The following is an 18826-nucleotide window of genomic DNA, read 5'->3' on the forward strand; positions in this document are numbered from 1 at the left end:
ATGGTGAAAATATATGCGCCGGCCTCCATCGGCAACGTCAGCGTCGGTTTTGACGTCCTGGGCGCCGCGGTAACGCCGCTGGACGGCACGCTGCTGGGCGACTGCGTCAGCGTGGAGGCCAGCGACCGTTTTGCGCTGCACTGCCGCGGACGCTTCGTCGACAGTCTGCCGGCAGCCGCTCAGGAGAACATTGTCTATCAGTGCTGGCAGCGCTTCTGTGAGGTGACGGGGCGCGAGCTCGCCGTCGAGATGGTGTTGGAAAAGAACATGCCGATAGGTTCAGGCCTCGGCTCGAGCGCCTGCTCCGTGGTGGCGGCGCTGGCGGCGCTGAACCGTTTTGCCGGCGATCCGCTGGATGCCCAGCGGCTGTTGACGCTGATGGGAGAGCTGGAGGGGCGTATTTCCGGCAGCGTCCACTATGACAACGTCGCGCCCTGCTATCTGGGCGGTCTGCAGCTGATGCTGGAGGCGCAGGGGATCATCAGCCAGCCCGTGCCCTGCTTTGACGACTGGCTGTGGGTGATGGCGTATCCCGGGATCAAAGTCTCTACCGCCGAGGCGCGCGCCATCCTACCGCTGCACTACTCACGCGGCGACTGCGTGCGCCACGGCCGCCATTTGGCGGGGTTCATTCATGCCTGCCATACCCGCCAGCCGTCGCTGGCCGCGGCGCTGATGCAGGATGTGATCGCCGAACCCTACCGCTGTGGCCTGCTGCCGGGCTTTGCCGATGCCCGCCGGGCCGCCGGTGAGCTGGGCACGTTGGCCTGCGGGATCTCGGGCTCCGGCCCGACGCTGTTTGCCGTCTGCGATGATCCGGCGGCGGCGCAGGCGGTGGCGCAGTGGCTAACGCAGCACTATCTGCAGAATGAACAGGGCTTTGTTCACATTTGCCGTTTGGACACGGCGGGCGCACGACAACTGGGATAAACCATGAAACTGTACAATTTAAAAGATCACAACGAGCAGGTTAACTTTGCGCAGGCGCTGGTGCAGGGGCTGGGGCGCCAGCAGGGACTGTTCTTTCCCCATGCGCTGCCCGCCCTGGCGCGGGCGCAGATCGATGCCCTGCTGGAGCAGGATTTTGTAACCCGCAGCGCGCATATTCTGGCGGCGTATCTGGGGGATGAGTTCCCCTTTGAGACGCTGCGCGATCGGGTGCAGGCCGCCTTCGACTTCCCTGCGCCGGTGGTGCCGGTCAGCGATGATATCGCTGCGCTGGAGCTGTTTCATGGGCCGACGCTGGCATTCAAGGACTTTGGCGGGCGCTTTATGGCGCAGATGCTGCAGCAGGTCGCAGGGGAGCGGCCGGTGACCATTCTGACCGCCACCTCCGGCGATACCGGCGCCGCGGTCGCCCATGCGTTTTATGGTCTGAAAAACGTCCAGGTGGTGATCCTCTACCCGCGCGGCAAGGTCAGTCCGCTGCAGGAGAAGCTGTTCTGTACCCTGGGCGGCAATATTCGTACGCTGGCGATCGAGGGCGATTTCGATGCCTGCCAGGCGCTGGTCAAACAGGCGTTTGACGATCCGACGCTGTGCCGTGAGCTGGGGCTAAACTCGGCTAACTCTATCAATATCAGCCGGCTGCTGGCGCAGATCTGCTACTACTTTGAGGCGGTAGCCCAGCTGCCGCAGGCGGCGCGCAATCAGCTGGTGATCTCGGTACCGAGCGGCAACTTCGGCGATCTGACCGCCGGGCTGCTGGCCCAGTCGCTGGGGCTGCCGGTGAAGCGTTTTATCGCCGCGACCAATGCCAATGATACCGTGCCGCGTTTCTTATCCAGCGGCGTCTGGCAGCCCCATGAGACCGTCGCGACCCTCTCCAATGCCATGGACGTCAGCCGTCCCAACAACTGGCCGCGGGTGGAAGAGCTGTTCCGGCGTAGAGAGTGGTCGCTGGGCGCGCTGGGCTCCGGGGCGCTGAGCGATGCGCAGACCGCGGCGGCGATGCGTGAGCTGGCGGCGCTCGGGTATGTCAGCGAACCCCATGCTGCTATCGCCTATCGAGCGCTGCGTGACGATCTGCAGCCCGGCGAGTATGGCCTGTTTCTGGGAACCGCCCATCCGGCCAAGTTCCAAGAGTCTGTTGAAGCGATCCTGCAGCGGAGCATCCCGCTACCGCAGGCGTTGGCGGCGCGGGCTGCACTGCCGCTGCTGTCACAGACGCTGCCCGCCGACTTTTCCCGCCTGCGGGCGGCACTGCTGGATCGCCCATAACGCTCATGCCCCCGCCTCTGCGCGGGGGAGAAGGGCGGAGCGGCGTAAGGCGATGGGTCAGCGCGCGGGGGATATCGCCGAGTGGCGACGGGTAAACAGCAGCTCGCGCCCTTGGCGTCCCTGCGTTTCACCGGCAAAGGCATAGCCCTCCAGATCGAACGCCTTGAGCTGCTCCGGATCGCGCAGGCGCGCCTGGATAATAAAGCGGCTCATCAGCCCGCGCGCCTTCTTGGCGTAGAAGCTGATGACCTTCATGCTGCCATTCTTCTCATCCATAAAGATCGGCTTAATCAGCTCGCCCTCCAGCGCCGCCGGCCTGACCGCCTTAAAATATTCGTCTGAGGCCAGATTAACGACGACCCGATCGCCCTGCTGCTGCAGCTGCTGGTTGAGCTGCCGGGTGATGCTGTCGCCCCAGAAGGCGTACAGATCGTTGCCGTACGGGGTGTGCAGACGGGTTCCCATCTCCAAGCGGTAGGGCATCATCAGATCCAGCGGGCGCAGCACGCCGTACAGGCCTGACAGCATGCACAGGTGCCGTTGGGCAAAGTCAAAGTCCTGCTCGCTGAACGTCTCCGCCTGGAGTCCGGTATAGACGTCTCCCTTGAAGGCCAGGATCGCCTGACGGGCATTCTCCGGCGTGAAGCGGGGCTGCCACTCGGTGAAGCGGGCGGCGTTCAGTCCGGCCAGCTTGTCGCTGATTTTCATCAGCGAGCCCAGCTGCGCCGGCGTCAGCGTGCGCACCGTCTGCATCAGGGTTTCGGCCTGCGCCAGCATCTGCGGCTGGGTATAGCGCTGGGTGGCCAGCGGAGAGGTGTAATCCAACGTTTTAGCCGGAGAGATAATCGTCAGCATAGCGGCGTCCTGCAAAAGAAGATGAGTGACCTCGTCTACTGTAGCAAACTGCGCCGGCGGCGGGGAGAATTGCTGTGATAGGGGGAGGCGACGCTCCCCCTTGGCGATCACTTACTGCCGCGGTGGCTTTTCCCAGATACCGGGCTCAACCTGCTGCTGGATCTCGGGATACTTACTGAGGTCCAGCGTCGGCAGTAACCCCAGACGGCGCTGGTGGTTATAGTCACGCGCCAGCTTGAAGGCGACGCCCGACAGCAGCAGGATGGCGATCAGGTTGGTTATCGCCATCAGGGCCATGGAGAGATCGGCCATTTTCCAGACGAGGGGCAGCTCCGCCAGCGCGCCGAACATCACCATGCCCAGCGTACACAGGCGCAGGAAAACCAGGCCGTGCGGATGGTTGTGCTCCAGAAAGATCAGATTGCTCTCCGCATAGGCATAGTTCGCGATGATCGAGGTGAAGGCGAAGAAGAAAATAGCGACGGCGATAAAGATGCCGCCCCAGTCGCCGACGGCGGAGGAGAGCGCCCGCTGGGTCAGCTCAATGCCGCTGATGGTGCCCGGCGCGGCGTCCAGGACGCCGGAGGAGAGAATAATGGCGGCGGTCGCGCTGCAGATAACCAGCGTATCCATAAAGACCCCCAGCATCTGCACGTAGCCCTGTGAGGCGGGGTGCGGCGGATACGGGGTGGCGGAGGCGGCGGCGTTGGGCGCCGATCCCATGCCGGCCTCGTTGGAGAACAGCCCGCGCTGGATCCCTTGGGTCATCGCCTGAGAGATGCCGTAGCCGATGGCGCCGGCGGCGGCCTCCTGCAGGCCAAAGGCGCTTTTAATCACCAGCAGCAGCACCTCTGGCATTCGGGCCAGATTGTGTCCCATCACCCAGAATGCCAGCAGCAGATAGGCAATCGCCATGACCGGCACCACCAGTTCGGCGGTTCGGGCAATCGAGCGCAGGCCGCCAAAGATGACGACGCCGCACATCAGCATCAGCGCGATGCCGACGTACAGCGGCGGAATATGGAAAGCAACGGCCGTCGCCTGCGCGATGGAGTTGGCCTGCACCGCGTTGAAGACCAGCCCAAAGGCAACCAGCAGAAACAGGGAGAACAGGATCCCCATCCAGCGCATGCCGAGCCCCTTTTCCATATAGTAGGCTGGACCGCCGCGGAAGTTGCCCTGATCGTCACGGGTCTTGTACAGCTGTGCCAGGGTGCTCTCAATAAAGGAGGTGGCCATGCCGATCAGGGCGATGATCCACATCCAGAAGATGGCGCCCGGTCCACCGGCGGTCAGCGCGATAGCGACGCCGGTCAGGTTACCCGTGCCGACGCGTGCGGCCAGGCTGGTACACAGCGCCTGAAAGGAGGAGATACCGCCGCTGTCGGCCTTGTTGCTGTTCTTCAGAACAGAAAACATGTGGCCAAAATGGCGAAACTGAATAAAACCGGTGCGGAACGTGAAATACAGGCCAGCGCCGATCAGCAGATAGATCAGTACCGAGCCCCATAAGATGTTGTTGATAAAACTAATGAGATCCGTCAATGCGTGCTCCTCTTTTATTATGTCATCTCCCTGATGATACGGTACGCACCGCCGCCCGTTGCGCAACGCGGCGCGACACCGTGCCGATAAAGGCGGCAAGAATGTAGCATGATTTTTAATAGGCAGGGCAGAATATTCGCGTTAACGCTTGCTCTGCAGTCATTGTCACTGGGTAAACGGTTGCCCGACAATTTACGACCAGAATGTGGAAAAACGGCGTATTTTCCCGCGCTGTTTCCTCCATTGCGCAACGCAAACAGCGTGTTATCATCAGAGCAGGCACGTCACAAGCTCATGCACAATTTGTTAGCGCTTTCGCCTTTGCGCAAGGTGATACCCCTGATAGCGGCGAGGTATTCGGCCGTAAGCGACGGGGGAGATAACAATTGGCGTATCAAGCTGGTTAATACACCAAAATGGGAACGCTAAAATGACCGATAAACTGACCTCCCTGCGTCAACTGACCACCGTTGTCGCTGATACTGGCGATATCGCCGCGATGAAGCAGTATCAGCCTCAGGATGCCACGACTAACCCCTCTCTGATCCTCAACGCCGCGCAAATTCCGGAATACCGTAAACTGATCGACGATGCCATTACCTGGGCTCGTGCCCAGAGCGGCGATCGCGCGCAGCAGATCGTGGATGCCTCAGACAAGCTGGCGGTAAATATCGGTCTGGAGATCCTCAAGCTGATCCCGGGCCGCATCTCCACTGAAGTGGACGCCCGTCTTTCCTATGACACCGAAGCCAGCGTGGCGAAGGCGAAGCGCCTGATCAAGCTGTATAACGATGCCGGTATCAGCAACGATCGTATCCTGATCAAGCTGGCCTCAACCTGGCAGGGCATCCGCGCCGCGGAGCGCCTGGAGAAAGAGGGCATCAACTGTAACCTGACCCTGCTGTTCTCCTTTGCTCAGGCCCGTGCCTGCGCCGAAGCCGGCGTGTTCCTGATTTCACCGTTTGTCGGCCGTATTCTGGACTGGCATAAGGCCAACGGTGACAAGAGCGAGTTCGCCCCGGCAGAAGATCCGGGCGTGATTTCCGTTACTGAAATCTATAACTACTATAAACAGCACGGCTATGAAACCGTGGTGATGGGCGCGAGCTTCCGCAACGTCGGCGAGATCCTGGAGCTGGCCGGCTGCGATCGCCTGACCATCTCGCCATCGCTGCTGAAAACGCTGTCTGAAAGCACCGGTAGCGTTGAGCGTAAGCTGGCTTACCAGGGCGAAGTCAAGGCTCGCCCGGCGCGGATGAGCGAGGCTGAGTTCTACTGGCAGCATAACCAGGATCCGATGGCGGTAGAGAAACTGGCGGACGGTATCCGCAAGTTCGCCGTTGACCAGGGTAAGCTGGAAAGCATGATCGGCGCGCTGCTGTAAGCGCGTTTTGCCGAATATCCCGAACACCCCGGCCGCGCGTGCGCCCGGGGTATTTTTTTTATCTGCCGCATCGCGGCGGTAGGCTCAAGGCGGATAGCGATGCGCTGACGCCGATAAGCGAGGTGAAACATGATGCAGCTCCATGATATGGGCCTGTTTCGTCAACAGGCGCTGATTGACGGGGTGTGGTGCGATGCCGATAGCGGCGACGTCATGACGGTGATTAACCCGGCAAGCGGGGATACGCTGGGCAGCGTACCGAAGATGGGGGCGGCGGAGACCCGACGGGCGATCGAGGCTGCCGCCCACGCGCTGCCGGGCTGGCGCGCCCGCACGGGGAAGGCGCGGGCGCAGATCCTGCGCCGCTGGTTTGATCTGATCCTGGCGCATCAAGAGGATCTGGCTCGGCTGATGACCCTGGAGCAGGGGAAGCCGCTGGCGGAGTCGCGCGGTGAGATAGCCTATGCGGCGTCGTTTATTGAGTGGTTTGCCGAAGAGGCCAAGCGGGTCTACGGCGATACGATCCCCGCTCCGCAGGGAGATAAGCGTCTGCTGGTGATCAAGCAGCCCATCGGCGTAACGGCGGCGATTACGCCGTGGAATTTTCCAGCGGCGATGATCACCCGCAAGGCCGGGCCGGCGCTGGCCGCCGGCTGTACCATGGTGCTGAAGCCCGCCAGCCAGACGCCCTACTCTGCGCTGGCGCTGGCGGAGCTAGCGCTGCGTGCCGGGGTTCCGCAGGGGGTCTTTAGCGTGGTGACCGGTTCGGCCGGGGCGGTGGGAAATGAGCTGACCGCGAATCCGCTGGTGCGCAAGCTGAGCTTCACCGGATCGACGGAGATCGGGCGTCAGCTGATGGCGCAGTGCGCGCACGATATCAAGAAAGTCTCTCTGGAGCTGGGCGGTAATGCGCCGTTTATCGTTTTTGATGATGCCGATCTGGATCAGGCGGTGGCGGGAGCGATGGCCAGTAAGTTTCGTAATGCTGGCCAAACCTGCGTGTGCGCTAATCGCCTGTATGTACAGGAGGGCATTTATGAGCGCTTTGCCGAGAAGCTGTGCAGCGCGGTACAGGCGCTGAAGGTGGGCAATGGGCTGGATGACGGCGTGACGGTCGGTCCGCTGATCGATAGCCGGGCGCGGGCCAAAGTGGAGGCGCATATTGCCGATGCGGTGGCGCGCGGCGCCCGTATCGCCTGCGGCGGTCAGGCTGACGCCCGCGGCGAGAACTTCTTTTGTCCGACCGTTTTGCTGGACGTGCCCGCCGATGCGCAGGTCGCGCGCGAGGAGACGTTTGGTCCGCTGGCGCCGCTGTTTCGTTTCCGTGACGAAGATGAGGTTATCGCCCGGGCCAATGCGACGGAGTTCGGTCTGGCCTCCTACTTCTATACTCGCGACGTGGGGCGGGTATTCCGCGTCGCCGAGGCGCTGGAGTATGGCATCGTCGGTATCAACAGTGGGCTTATCTCCAATGAGATGGCGCCGTTTGGCGGGGTAAAATCCTCTGGACTGGGCCGAGAAGGTGCCAAATACGGCATTGAGGACTATCTGGAAATTAAATATTTGTGCCTCGGTCTGTAGACGCGCGGCGCGCCGTTCACGGCGGCGCGCCAGCGTTCGCTGGCAGTTTTCTGTGCCGTTTCCTGCTCCCCTTCTGCTCGATAAGTTTTGCCTCTTCGCGACGATGGCGCTAACGTTTTTCCAGAGCATCCGTTACGACATCGTAGATTGCCGACAGAGGAGATTGGGTTATGTGGAGAAAACATTTCGCCGCCATCTTTCTGGATATGGACGGCGCGCTGCTCGACAGCGACGACCATGCGGAGCAGGTGTGGGAGCAGTGGGCGCATCAGCGCCAGATAGACCACGCCCTGCTGCGTCCGCGCATTTATAGCCAGCGGGTACAGGAGACCCTGCGCCAACTGGCCCCCCGCTACAGCGATGATGCGGAGTGTCAGCGTCTGGAGCAGGCGCTGCTGGCCGCGGTGCGTCAGCGGCGCAGCCGTCTGCGCCAGGACGCCGCCGCGTGGCTGGCGATGCTGGGTGAAACGCCCTGGGGCGTCGTGACGCAGGCCGGGCAGCCGCGCGCCGCAGAGCAGATTGCCCACAGCGGCATGTGCCCGCCGCCATTGGTGATCGGCGCAGAGCAGGTCAGCTGCGGTCGTCCCGATCCCGAACCGTACCTGCTGGCCGCCAGCCACTATGGACTGGATCCCCGCGACTGCCTGGTTATCGAAAGCGATGAGGCCGGTATCCGTGCGGCTCAGGCCGCGGGAATGACGGTCATCGCCCTGAGCTACCGTCGGCCTCGTCACTCTTTACAGCGTGCGGACGTGGTGATCGGCGGCTGGCGTAGTATCATCCTGCATCCACAGCCGGAAGGCATCGTCGTTGAGGTTATTGCATGAATACACTACGCATCGGTTTAGTCTCGATCTCTGACAGGGCATCCAGCGGTGTCTATCAGGACTTGGGGATCCCGGCGCTGGAGGCCTGGCTGGCCAGCGCGTTGGCCACCCCTTATACCCTGGAGACCCGATTGATCCCGGACGAACAGCCGCTGATCGAACAGACCCTGTGTGAGCTGGTGGATGAGCGCGGCTGCCATCTGGTGCTGACCACCGGCGGCACTGGCCCGGCGCGGCGCGACGTGACGCCGGATGCCACGCTGGCGGTCGCCGATCGTGAGATGCCGGGGTTTGGCGAGCAGATGCGTCAGATCAGCCTGCGCTTTGTGCCGACGGCGATCCTGTCGCGTCAGGTGGGGGTGATCCGCAAACAGGCGCTGATCATCAATCTGCCGGGGCAGCCGAAGTCGATCCGTGAAACGCTGGAGGGGCTGAAGGATGCCAGCGGCGCGCCGCTGGTACACGGGATTTTTGCCAGCGTCCCGTACTGTATTCAGCTGCTGGAGGGACCCTATGTGGAAACCCATTCGGCGGTAATAGCAGCATTTAGGCCAAAAAGTGCCCAGCGCGAAACAATCAACTGAAGTTAGCGCCATTGCAAGATAAGATTCAGAATGACTGGTATGTCTGTGACTAACGTTATATTTCTATTTTTGCAACACAACATGAACAATAAGTGTCACAAAAATAGGGCCGTCAAGACATATGGAATTGCACAATCATCGTCGCCTGAACCATCAGGACTATAAAACGCTGGCGCTGGCCGCTCTGGGCGGGGCGCTGGAGTTTTATGACTTCATCATCTTCGTGTTTTTCGCCGCCGTGGTCGGTGCGCTGTTTTTCCCGCCGGACATGCCGGAGTGGCTGCGCCTGGTGCAGACCTTCGGCATTTTCGCCGCGGGGTATCTGGCGCGTCCGCTCGGCGGAATTATCATGGCGCACTTCGGCGATCGCGTTGGCCGCAAGCGCATGTTCTCGCTAAGTATTCTGTTAATGGCGCTGCCGACGCTGGTGATGGGGATGCTGCCGACCTACCAAAGCATCGGTATCGCCGCGCCGCTGCTACTGCTGTTGATGCGGGTGCTGCAGGGGGCCGCGATCGGCGGTGAGGTCCCGGGCGCCTGGGTTTTTGTGGCGGAGCATGTCCCGCCGCAGCGCATCGGCTTTGCCTGCGGGATCCTGACCTCTGGGCTGACCTCCGGGATTCTGCTCGGTTCGCTGGTGGCAACCTGGCTGAATAGCTGGCTTACGCCGCAGGAGGTATTGGCCGGCGGCTGGCGTATCCCGTTCTTCTTGGGCGGGCTGTTTGGGCTGATGGCGATGTACCTGCGGCGCTGGCTGCATGAGACGCCGGTATTTTTGGCGATGCAGGCTCGTCGGGCGCTGGCGGCGGAGCTGCCGCTGAAGCAGGTGGTGCGCGATCACCGCCGTGCGGTGGCGGTATCGATGCTGTTGACCTGGCTGCTGTCGGCCTGCATCGTCGTGGTGATCCTGATGACGCCGAGCCTGCTGCAGACGCAGTATGGCCTGCCCGCGGCGCTGACCCTGCAGGCTAACAGCGTGGCGATTGTGACGATGAGTCTGGGCTGTGTATTGGCCGGTGGGCTGGTGGATCGCGTGGGGGCGGGGCGACTGTTTATCGGCGGAGGCCTACTGCTGGCGCTGTGTACCTGGCAGTTCTTCAGCAGCCTGTCGCCGCAGATCGAACCGGCCCAGCTGTTCTGGCGCTATGGACTGGCCGGCTTTAGCATCGGCACCATCGGCGCGGTGCCCTTTGTGATGGTCTGCGCGTTTCCTGCCGAAGTGCGTTTCAGCGGGATCTCCTTTTCTTACAATCTGGCCTATGCGGTTTTCGGTGGCCTGACGCCGATCGCGGTGACCCTGCTGCTGACCCTGACGCCGCTGGCGGCGGGGGGGTATGTGCTGGCGCTCTCGCTGCTGGGCGTGGCGCTGGGGTTCTATTTTCAGCGCGCTCCGCTGCGGGCGGCGCAGGGGGAAGCGCGGCTGTCGCGTTAGTCGGTGCGCGTTTTGCTACGCGTGGTGCCAAACCAGCTACAAAAAAGGCTTCCTGCAGGAAGCCTTTTGCGTGATGGCGCGCGGTTAGGCGTGCTTAGCGCCGATCGGCAATACGTCGCGGCCATACTGCTCGTTAATCACCTCGGCCATCGCCAGATAGATAGCGCTGGCGCCGCAGATAATCCCCTCAATGCCGGCGATGTGCAGCACGGCGGCATTCGCCGTGATGTTGCCATAAGCCAACAGGAAGAACAGTACGGTCAGGCTGGCGAAGACAAACTGCAGGACGCGGTTGCTGCGCAGGGTGCCAAAGAACATAAACAGGGTAAAGATGCCCCACAGTGCCAGGTAGGCACCCAGCGACAGGGCGTCGGTGGCCTCGGCCAGCCCCATCTTGGGCAGCGTCAGCAGCGCCACTAGGGTCAGCCAGAAGGAGCCGTAGGCGGTAAACGCGGTCAGCCCAAAGGTATTGCCCTTCTTATACTCCAGCAGTCCAGCCAGGATCTGGGCGATACCGCCAAAGAAGATCCCCATCGCCAGAATAACGGAAGTCAGCGGAAAGAGCCCTGCGTTGTGCAGGTTCAGCAAGACGGTAGTCATCCCAAAACCCATCAGACCCAGGGGGCCGGGATTTGCCAACTTGTTGGTGTGCATAAAGCCTCTGTAATAATAGAATGTAGAAACGGGCTTGGGCCCGTAGGTACGTGCGCCGGGCCGCCACAACGGCCGCTGTTCCCGAGCGCGCGGCATAATAAAGAGGCATCGCACAAGAAACAATCTCTGGTAATAAAAAATCCGTTTTTTTTTGCATCTTCCCCCTTGATGCCCGCGCGGACGACCCCATCTTAGTAACATCGAAGTTGTTACCCTGTTCGGCAAATGTGGTGAGAACGGTGGTTGAAATGCGAAAACTCGCCCCCACCTAAGGTAACAACGAGCTTGAAAACCGAATTTTTAGTGGAGACGTTCGATGGGTAAAATCATTGGTATCGACCTGGGTACAACTAACTCTTGTGTAGCTGTTATGGATGGCGGCAAGGCCCGCGTGCTGGAGAATGCTGAGGGCGATCGCACCACGCCTTCCATCATCGCCTATACACAGGATGGCGAAGTTCTGGTCGGCCAGCCGGCAAAACGCCAGGCGGTCACCAACCCGCAAAACACGCTGTTTGCGATCAAACGTTTGATCGGCCGTCGTTTTGAAGATGCCGAAGCACAGCGCGATAAAGACATCATGCCCTATCAGATCGTGGCCGCCGATAACGGCGACGCATGGGTAGAAGTGAAAGGCCAGAAGATCGCACCGCCGCAGATCTCGGCTGAAGTTCTGAAGAAAATGAAGAAAACGGCGGAAGATTTCCTGGGTGAGCCGGTGACTGAGGCGGTCATTACCGTTCCGGCTTACTTTAACGACGCGCAGCGCCAGGCGACCAAAGACGCCGGCCGTATCGCCGGTCTGGATGTGAAGCGTATCATCAACGAGCCGACCGCGGCTGCGCTGGCCTACGGCATGGACAAAGGGGTGGGTAACCGCACTATCGCGGTCTACGACCTGGGCGGCGGTACCTTCGATATCTCCATCATCGAAATCGATGATGTCGACGGCGAGAAGACCTTCGAAGTTCTGGCGACCAATGGTGATACCCATCTGGGCGGGGAAGACTTTGATAGCCGTCTGATCAACTACCTGGTTGATGAGTTTAAGAAAGAGCAGGGTATCGACCTGCGCAACGATCCGCTGGCGATGCAGCGCCTGAAAGAGGCCGCAGAAAAGGCGAAGATCGAGCTTTCTTCCGCTCAGCAGACCGACGTGAATCTGCCGTATATCACCGCAGATGCTACCGGTCCGAAGCACATGAACATCAAGGTAACCCGCGCTAAACTGGAATCTCTGGTTGAAGATCTGGTTGCTCGCTCCATGGAGCCGCTGAAGGTGGCCCTGAAGGATGCCGGTCTGTCCGTCTCTGACATCGACGACGTGATCCTGGTCGGCGGTCAGACTCGTATGCCGATGGTGCAGAAGCAGGTTGCTGATTTCTTCGGTAAAGAGCCGCGTAAGGACGTTAACCCGGATGAAGCGGTGGCCATCGGCGCGGCCGTTCAGGGCGGCGTGCTGGCGGGCGATGTGAAAGACGTACTGCTGCTGGACGTTACCCCACTGTCTCTGGGTATCGAAACCATGGGTGGCGTCATGACGGCGCTGATCTCTAAGAACACCACCATTCCGACCAAGCACAGCCAGGTGTTCTCGACCGCTGAAGACAACCAGTCTGCCGTGACCATTCATGTCCTGCAGGGTGAGCGTAAGCGTGCGGCGGATAACAAGTCTCTGGGTCAGTTTAACCTGGATGGCATTCAGCCGGCGCCGCGCGGTATGCCGCAGATCGAAGTCACCTTCGACATCGACGCCGACGGCATCCTGCACGTTTCCGCTAAGGATAAGAACAGCGGTCGCGAGCAGAACATCACCATCAAGGCCTCTTCGGGTCTGAGCGAAGATGAGATCAAGCAGATGGTGCGCGACGCCGAGGCCAATGCCGAAGCGGATCGCAAGTTCGAAGAGCTGGTTCAGGTGCGTAACCAGGCTGATCAGCTGGTGCACGGTACTCGCAAGCTGGTGGAAGAAGCAGGCGACAAACTGCCGGCGACCGACAAGAGCGCGATCGAAGACGCTGTGAAGGCGCTGGAAGCGGCCAGTAAGGGTGAGGATAAGGCGGATATCGAAGCTAAAATCCAGGCGCTGGTACAGTCTTCTGCCAAGCTGCAGGAGCTGGCGCAGCAGCAGGCCCAGGCCGGTGAAGCGCAGGCGGACACCAGCGCGAAGAAAGATGACGACGTGGTTGACGCCGAATTCGAAGAAGTGAAAGATAAAAAATAATCGCCCTTAAGCGGGCATGGTAACGGCGACATCAGCCGCCGTTATTCACCGGCACGGGCGTCGAGGCAACTCAACGCCCGTGCCTCTATGTTAGGGGCAAAGCAACCGAAATGGCGAAGAAAGACTACTATGAGATTTTGGGCGTATCCCGTGAAGCGGATGAGCGCGAAATCAAAAAAGCCTATAAACGCCTGGCCATGAAGTATCACCCTGACCGTAATCAGGGCGATAAAGAGGCTGAGGACAAGTTTAAGGAAATCAAAGAAGCCTATGAAATCCTGACCGATGCGCAGAAGCGCGCGGCCTACGATCAGTACGGTCATGCGGCGTTTGAGCAGGGCGGTATGGGCGGTGGCGGCGCCGGTGGTTTCGGCGGCGGTGCGGATTTCAGTGACATCTTCGGTGACGTGTTCGGCGATATCTTCGGCGGCGGTCGTCGTCAGCGCGCGGCGCGCGGCGCGGATCTGCGTTACAACATGGATCTGACGCTGGAAGAGGCGGTACGCGGCGTCACCAAAGAGATCCGGATTCCGACCCTGGTTGAGTGCGATGTCTGCCACGGCAGCGGCGCCAAGAAGGGCAGCGAGCCGATTACCTGTCCGACCTGCCATGGCGCCGGTCAGGTGCAGATGCGCCAGGGCTTCTTCACCGTACAGCAGCCTTGTCCGCATTGCCACGGGCGCGGCACCATCATTAAAGATCCGTGCAACAAGTGTCACGGCCACGGTCGGATTGAAAAATCCAAAACCCTGTCGGTGAAAATCCCTGCCGGGGTCGATACCGGCGATCGGATTCGTCTGGCGGGCGAGGGCGAGGCCGGGGAGAACGGGGCGCCGGCCGGCGATCTGTATGTACAGGTGCAGGTGAAGGCTCACCCGATTTTTGAGCGGGAAGATAATAACCTGTTCTGCGAGGTGCCGATCAACTTTGCGATGGCGGCGCTGGGCGGTGAGATTGAGGTGCCGACCCTGGATGGACGGGTTAAGCTGAAGATTCCGGCCGAGACGCAGACCGGTAAGATGTTCCGTATGCGCGGCCGGGGCGTGAAGTCGGTGCGCGGTGGGGCGCAGGGTGACCTGCTGTGCCGCGTAGTGGTCGAGACGCCGGTGAACCTGAATGACAAGCAGAAACAGCTGCTGCGTGAGCTGGAGGAGAGCTTTGGCGGCCCCGCCAGCGATAAGAACAGTCCTCGTTCCAAGCGTTTCTTCGACGGGGTGAAGAAGTTCTTTGATGATCTGACGCGCTGATACTCCGTTCGTTCTGCGTATTCAATCCCCGGGCAGCGCGCTGCGCCGGGGATTTTTTATTGCGCGCGCTGAGCTCAATTTTGTGCGTGCCGAGCTCAGTTCGTTAATGGTGCCTGTTTTATAAAAAATAGCTCTATTTTTCCGAATTATATGCGAAAAATAAATTACTTTTTTCGAGCTATAAGAGGGAGTATGCTGATAATAAGAGTTTCCTATCTTCTTTGTTTCAGTAGCTTGGATGAGTGCAATGATAAAGAGTTTGCAGCGTTTCGTCGGCAGTGATGCCTTTGGCGGCGTGATTTTGATCATCGCCGCCGCGCTGGCCATGATCCTGGCCAATACGGACTGGACTAGCCATATCTATCAGGCCTTCCTCAACACGCCGGTTGAGGTACGCGTAGGCAGCCTGCACATCAATAAAAATATGTTGCTGTGGGTTAACGATGCCCTGATGGCAATATTCTTCCTGATGATTGGTCTGGAAGTGAAGCGCGAGCTGGTGTGTGGTTCGCTGGCCAGCGCCCGTCAGGCGGCTTTCCCGGTGATCGCCGCCCTGGGTGGGATGGTGGTGCCGGCGCTGATCTATCTGCTGTTTAACGGTCAGGATGCCGTTGCCAGCACCGGCTGGGCTATCCCGGCTGCGACCGATATTGCCTTTGCCCTGGGAGTACTGGCGCTGCTGGGGAACCGGGTGCCGCTGGCGCTGAAGGTGTTCCTGCTGGCGCTGGCCATCATCGACGACCTGGGCGCTATCATCATCATCGCGCTGTTTTACACCAGCGATCTGTCGATCCTGTCGCTGGCGGTGGCCGGTGCGGCGATCGTGGCGCTGGCGCTGTTGAATCTGTTTAACGTGCGTCGCGTCGGGCTGTATATTTTGGTCGGCGTGGTGCTGTGGACCGCGGTGCTGAAGTCCGGCGTCCATGCGACGCTGGCGGGTGTGGTGATCGGCTTCTTCGTTCCGTTGAAAGAGCAGGATGGCAAATCGCCGGCGCGTTCGCTGGAGCATGCGCTGCATCCGTGGGTGGCTTATATGATCCTGCCGCTGTTTGCCTTTGCCAACGCCGGGGTCTCTCTGGATGGCGTGACGCTGTCGGGTTTGTTCTCTCTGCTGCCGCTGGGGGTGATTGCCGGTCTGTTTATTGGCAAGCCGCTGGGGATCAGCCTGTTCTGCTGGCTGGCCGTTAAGCTGAAGCTGGCCACGCTGCCGCAGGGGACCACCTTCAAGGAGATTATTGCCATCGGCGTGCTGTGCGGCATCGGCTTTACCATGTCCATCTTCATCGCCTCGCTGGCCTTTGGCGATGCGGATCCGGCGCTGGCCGTCTTCTCGCGGCTGGGGATACTGCTGGGCTCCTCCCTGGCGGCAATCGTGGGCTATCTGCTGCTACGGCGGGTGCTGCCGGCGCAGAAAGCGGCGGCGTAACAACGGTCGCGTGATTCGGTACATGTCCTCCGCGGGGTCGCTTTTGCGACCCCGCTCTCGTATAGGGGGGGATGGCGTGCCGTTACAGATCTATTGATGGCATGATATCTATCGGTCTAACTGCTATCTTATTACTTAGTTAAGGCTCCCTTGCTGCCGTCAGACGGGGTTCGTCTGAGGGGACTGCGGCGGTAACTCACTAGGAGTGCGCATAAGTGCGTCTGTCACATATAAATTTCAATCATCTCTATTACTTCTGGCAAGTGTGTAAAGAGGGGTCGGTGGTCGGGGCCGCAGAGGCGCTGTTTCTGACGCCGCAGACCATTACCGGGCAGATTAAGGCGCTGGAAGAGCGCTTAGGCGGTAAGCTGTTTAAGCGCCAGGGACGCGGCCTGGTGCCTTCGGAGCTGGGGCAGCTGGTGTTCCGCTATGCCGATCGTATGTTTATGCTCAGCCAAGAGATGCTGGATATTGTGAATTATCGCAAAGAGTCCAGCATGCTGTTTGACGTCGGCGTAGCCGATGCGCTCTCTAAACGGCTGGTGAGCCAGGTGCTGGAGACCGCGGTAGCCGATCATGAGCAGATCCACCTGCGCTGCTTTGAGTCGACTCACGAGCTGCTGTTGGAGCAGCTGAGCCAGCATAAGCTGGATATGATCCTGTCGGATTGCCCGGTGGACTCCAGTCAGCAGGAGGGGCTGTTTTCCGTCAAGCTCGGCGAGTGCGGCGTCAGCTTCTTCTGCCGTCAGCCGCTGCCTGAGATGCCGTTCCCGACCTGCCTGGAGCAGCGTAAGCTGTTAATTCCAGGGCGGCGCTCTATGCTGGGGCGCAAGCTGCTGAACTGGTTTAACAGCCAGGGGCTACAGGTGCAGATCCTCGGCGAGTTTGATGACGCCGCGCTGATGAAGGCATTTGGCCTGTATCACGATGCCATTTTTGTTGCGCCGTCGATTTATGCGCAGGATATGTACGCCAACGTGCAGGACAATATCCGCGAGGTGGGGCGTATCGACAATGTGCAGGAAGAGTATTACGTGATTTTTGCCGAGCGGATGATTCAGCATCCGGCGGTGCAGCGGGTATGCAACAAGGATTTTTCAGCGCTGTTCAGCCGTTAGGCATGCCGCGATAGAGACAAAAAAACCGGCCGAGGCCGGTTTTTTATAAAGCTTACAACGTAAGGCAGATTACTGCATTGCGTTGATCTGAGCGGTCAGATTTGCTTTATGACGAGCAGCTTTATTCTTGTGGATCAGGCCTTTGTTTGCCTGACGGTCAACGATCGGCTGCATGTCGTTGTACGCTGCCTGAGCAGCTGCTTTGTCGCCAGTAGCGATAGCTGCGTATACTTTCTTGATGAAAGTACGCATCATGGAACGACGGCTAGCATTGTGCTTGCGACGCTTTTCAGACTGAACGGCGCGTTTCTTAGCTGACTTGATATTAGCCAAGGTCCAACTCCCAAAATATTCTATAGAGGACAATTCAAAGGCCGAGGAATATGCCCTTTCAGCCTTCTTTTGTCAATGGATTTGTGCAAATAAGCGCCGCTTGTAGTTGCGACACCCGTGCGTTTCAATGGCGCCGAATTCTACCAGCTTTGTTGTGTGGAATACAGCGTTTCACGCGATTTTTCCCATCATGTCCGTTGGACGATGGTGAGCGGGGGCTAAATGGCCGTCGCCGGCGCGCAGGCGGCGGCGATGTCGCGCCGGGCGGGCGAGAAATCCGCATTCATGTATTTAATCGTAGGCTTAACTCCGGTATGGTGAATCAATCCCGTTAAACACCCGACAATCGCCGGTTAACCTTAGTCGCTGTACAAGGTATAATCCGTCGATTTCCACTGTTTTGAGCCTGATATGGAGCTAATTCGCGGCATTCATAACCTACGCGCGCGGCATCGTGGCTGCGTGCTGACCATCGGCAACTTTGACGGCGTGCACCGGGGACATCGGGCGCTGCTGGCGCGCCTGCGTCAGGAGGGCGAGCGTCTTGGGTTGCCGGTGATGGTGATGATCTTTGAACCCCAGCCGCTGGAGATGTTCGCGCCGCAGAATGCGCCCGCGCGCTTGACGCGCCTGCGGGATAAGTGCCGCTATCTGGCCGACGCCGGGGTGGATGCCGTGCTGTGCGTGCGTTTTGACCGCCAGTTCGCCAGCCATTCGGCTCAAGATTTTGTGAAACACCTGCTGGTCGAGCGCCTTGGGGTGAAGTTTTTGATGATTGGCGATGATTTTCGCTTTGGCGCCGAGCGTGAGGGGGATTACCACATGCTGCAGGCCGCCGGTAAAGCCTATGGGTTTACCGTCACCAACAGCCTCAGCTTCTGCGTCGGCGATCGGCGGGTCAGCAGTACCGCGGTGCGACACGCGCTGCGCCACGACGACCTGGCGCTCGCGGAAAGCCTGCTGGGCCACCCCTATCGCATTGCCGGGCGGGTGGTGCATGGCGATGCGCTGGGGCGTACCATCGGTTTCCCCACCGCCAATCTACCGCTAAAACGGCTGGTAGCGCCGGTAAAAGGCGTTTATGCCGTTGATGTTTATGGACTGGGTCTCACGCCTTTGCCGGGTGTGGCCAATATCGGTACCCGTCCGACCGTCGCTGGCATACGCCAGCAGCTGGAGGTCCATCTGCTTGATGTGACGATGGATCTCTATGGGCGCCATATTGATGTGGTGCTCCGCGCAAAACTGCGCAATGAACAGCGTTTTGATTCGCTTGATGCACTGAAGCGGCAAATCGCCCAAGATGTGGTGGCTGCCCGCGAATTTTTTGGGCTGACAACACCGGTCCAGAGCCTGATGGCTCAATCCCAATAGCCGAAAACGGAACCGAAATCGA

16 protein-coding genes are annotated in these 18826 nt (G+C 59.9%); 12 read left to right on the top strand and 4 right to left on the bottom strand.

The features are described 5' to 3' along the window. Both thrB and thrC read left to right on the top strand, forming a co-directional pair. A complete protein-coding gene (thrB, locus tag L1P05_RS02830; RefSeq protein WP_041692482.1) occupies nucleotides 1-930 on the top strand; it encodes a homoserine kinase in 930 nt (309 codons plus the stop codon). A 3-nt stretch (nucleotides 931-933) separates the two neighbouring features. Beyond that, nucleotides 934-2220, top strand: coding sequence for a threonine synthase (gene thrC, locus L1P05_RS02835; RefSeq protein WP_012847438.1), 1287 nt, complete (start codon nucleotides 934-936; stop codon nucleotides 2218-2220). Between the two features lie 57 nt (nucleotides 2221-2277). Here thrC and yaaA read toward each other — a convergent pair whose 3' ends face one another. Both yaaA and L1P05_RS02845 read right to left on the bottom strand, forming a co-directional pair. Further along, complete coding sequence (gene yaaA, locus L1P05_RS02840; protein WP_012847439.1) at nucleotides 2278-3075, bottom strand: peroxide stress protein YaaA; 798 nt, start codon at nucleotides 3073-3075, stop codon at nucleotides 2278-2280. A 111-nt stretch (nucleotides 3076-3186) separates the two neighbouring features. Continuing rightward, a complete protein-coding gene (locus L1P05_RS02845; protein WP_012847440.1) occupies nucleotides 3187-4620 on the bottom strand; it encodes an alanine/glycine:cation symporter family protein in 1434 nt (477 codons plus the stop codon). A 430-nt stretch (nucleotides 4621-5050) separates the two neighbouring features. On the opposite strand from L1P05_RS02845, the gene tal reads away from it, so the two are divergent. The 5 genes from tal (at nucleotide 5051) to L1P05_RS02870 (ending at nucleotide 10428) form a co-directional block, all read left to right on the top strand. Further along, nucleotides 5051-6004, top strand: a complete 954-nt coding sequence (gene tal / locus L1P05_RS02850) for a transaldolase (protein ID WP_012847441.1) — start codon at nucleotides 5051-5053, stop codon at nucleotides 6002-6004. Between the two features lie 132 nt (nucleotides 6005-6136). Beyond that, the gene (gabD, locus tag L1P05_RS02855; protein WP_034168352.1) at nucleotides 6137-7585 is read left to right on the top strand and encodes an NADP-dependent succinate-semialdehyde dehydrogenase; all 1449 of its coding nucleotides are present in this window, start codon (nucleotides 6137-6139) and stop codon (nucleotides 7583-7585) included. Nucleotides 7586-7755: 170 nt separating this feature from the next. Next, nucleotides 7756-8412: an HAD family hydrolase gene (locus tag L1P05_RS02860; RefSeq protein ID WP_012847443.1), complete on the top strand. Its 657-nt coding sequence runs from the start codon at nucleotides 7756-7758 to the stop codon at nucleotides 8410-8412. Beyond that, a complete protein-coding gene (mog, locus tag L1P05_RS02865) occupies nucleotides 8409-8996 on the top strand; it encodes a molybdopterin adenylyltransferase (RefSeq protein WP_012847444.1) in 588 nt (195 codons plus the stop codon). Before L1P05_RS02860 ends, mog begins: the two co-directional genes overlap by 4 nt. Nucleotides 8997-9117: 121 nt before the next feature. After that, nucleotides 9118-10428: an MFS transporter gene (locus L1P05_RS02870; protein ID WP_012847445.1), complete on the top strand. Its 1311-nt coding sequence runs from the start codon at nucleotides 9118-9120 to the stop codon at nucleotides 10426-10428. A gap of 84 nt (nucleotides 10429-10512) precedes the next feature. Here the strand turns inward: L1P05_RS02870 and satP are convergent, their stop codons facing one another. Continuing rightward, nucleotides 10513-11082 (bottom strand): acetate uptake transporter, encoded by a 570-nt coding sequence (gene satP / locus L1P05_RS02875; protein ID WP_034168347.1) that lies wholly within the window; start codon nucleotides 11080-11082, stop codon nucleotides 10513-10515. A 316-nt stretch (nucleotides 11083-11398) separates the two neighbouring features. Between satP and dnaK the strand changes: the two genes are divergently transcribed. From dnaK to nhaR, 4 genes are all read left to right on the top strand, one after another. Next, entirely contained in the window at nucleotides 11399-13306 is a 1908-nt protein-coding gene (gene dnaK, locus L1P05_RS02880) for a molecular chaperone DnaK (RefSeq protein WP_012847447.1), read from the top strand. Between the two features lie 110 nt (nucleotides 13307-13416). Further along, nucleotides 13417-14553, top strand: coding sequence for a molecular chaperone DnaJ (gene dnaJ, locus L1P05_RS02885; protein ID WP_012847448.1), 1137 nt, complete (start codon nucleotides 13417-13419; stop codon nucleotides 14551-14553). Between the two features lie 247 nt (nucleotides 14554-14800). Next, nucleotides 14801-15979, top strand: coding sequence for a Na+/H+ antiporter NhaA (gene nhaA / locus L1P05_RS02890; protein ID WP_012847449.1), 1179 nt, complete (start codon nucleotides 14801-14803; stop codon nucleotides 15977-15979). Between the two features lie 215 nt (nucleotides 15980-16194). Beyond that, nucleotides 16195-17097, top strand: coding sequence for a transcriptional activator NhaR (gene nhaR / locus L1P05_RS02895; protein WP_012847450.1), 903 nt, complete (start codon nucleotides 16195-16197; stop codon nucleotides 17095-17097). A gap of 69 nt (nucleotides 17098-17166) precedes the next feature. On the opposite strand, the gene rpsT is transcribed toward nhaR, so the two are convergent. Beyond that, the gene (rpsT, locus tag L1P05_RS02900) at nucleotides 17167-17430 is read right to left on the bottom strand and encodes a 30S ribosomal protein S20 (RefSeq protein WP_015460922.1); all 264 of its coding nucleotides are present in this window, start codon (nucleotides 17428-17430) and stop codon (nucleotides 17167-17169) included. A 411-nt stretch (nucleotides 17431-17841) separates the two neighbouring features. Between rpsT and ribF the strand changes: the two genes are divergently transcribed. Next, the gene (gene ribF / locus L1P05_RS02905) at nucleotides 17842-18804 is read left to right on the top strand and encodes a bifunctional riboflavin kinase/FAD synthetase (RefSeq protein WP_012847452.1); all 963 of its coding nucleotides are present in this window, start codon (nucleotides 17842-17844) and stop codon (nucleotides 18802-18804) included. Nucleotides 18805-18826 lie beyond the last annotated feature (22 nt).

The organism is Edwardsiella piscicida, from assembly GCF_021733145.1.
GTDB classification, from domain to species: Bacteria; Pseudomonadota; Gammaproteobacteria; order Enterobacterales; family Enterobacteriaceae; genus Edwardsiella; species Edwardsiella piscicida.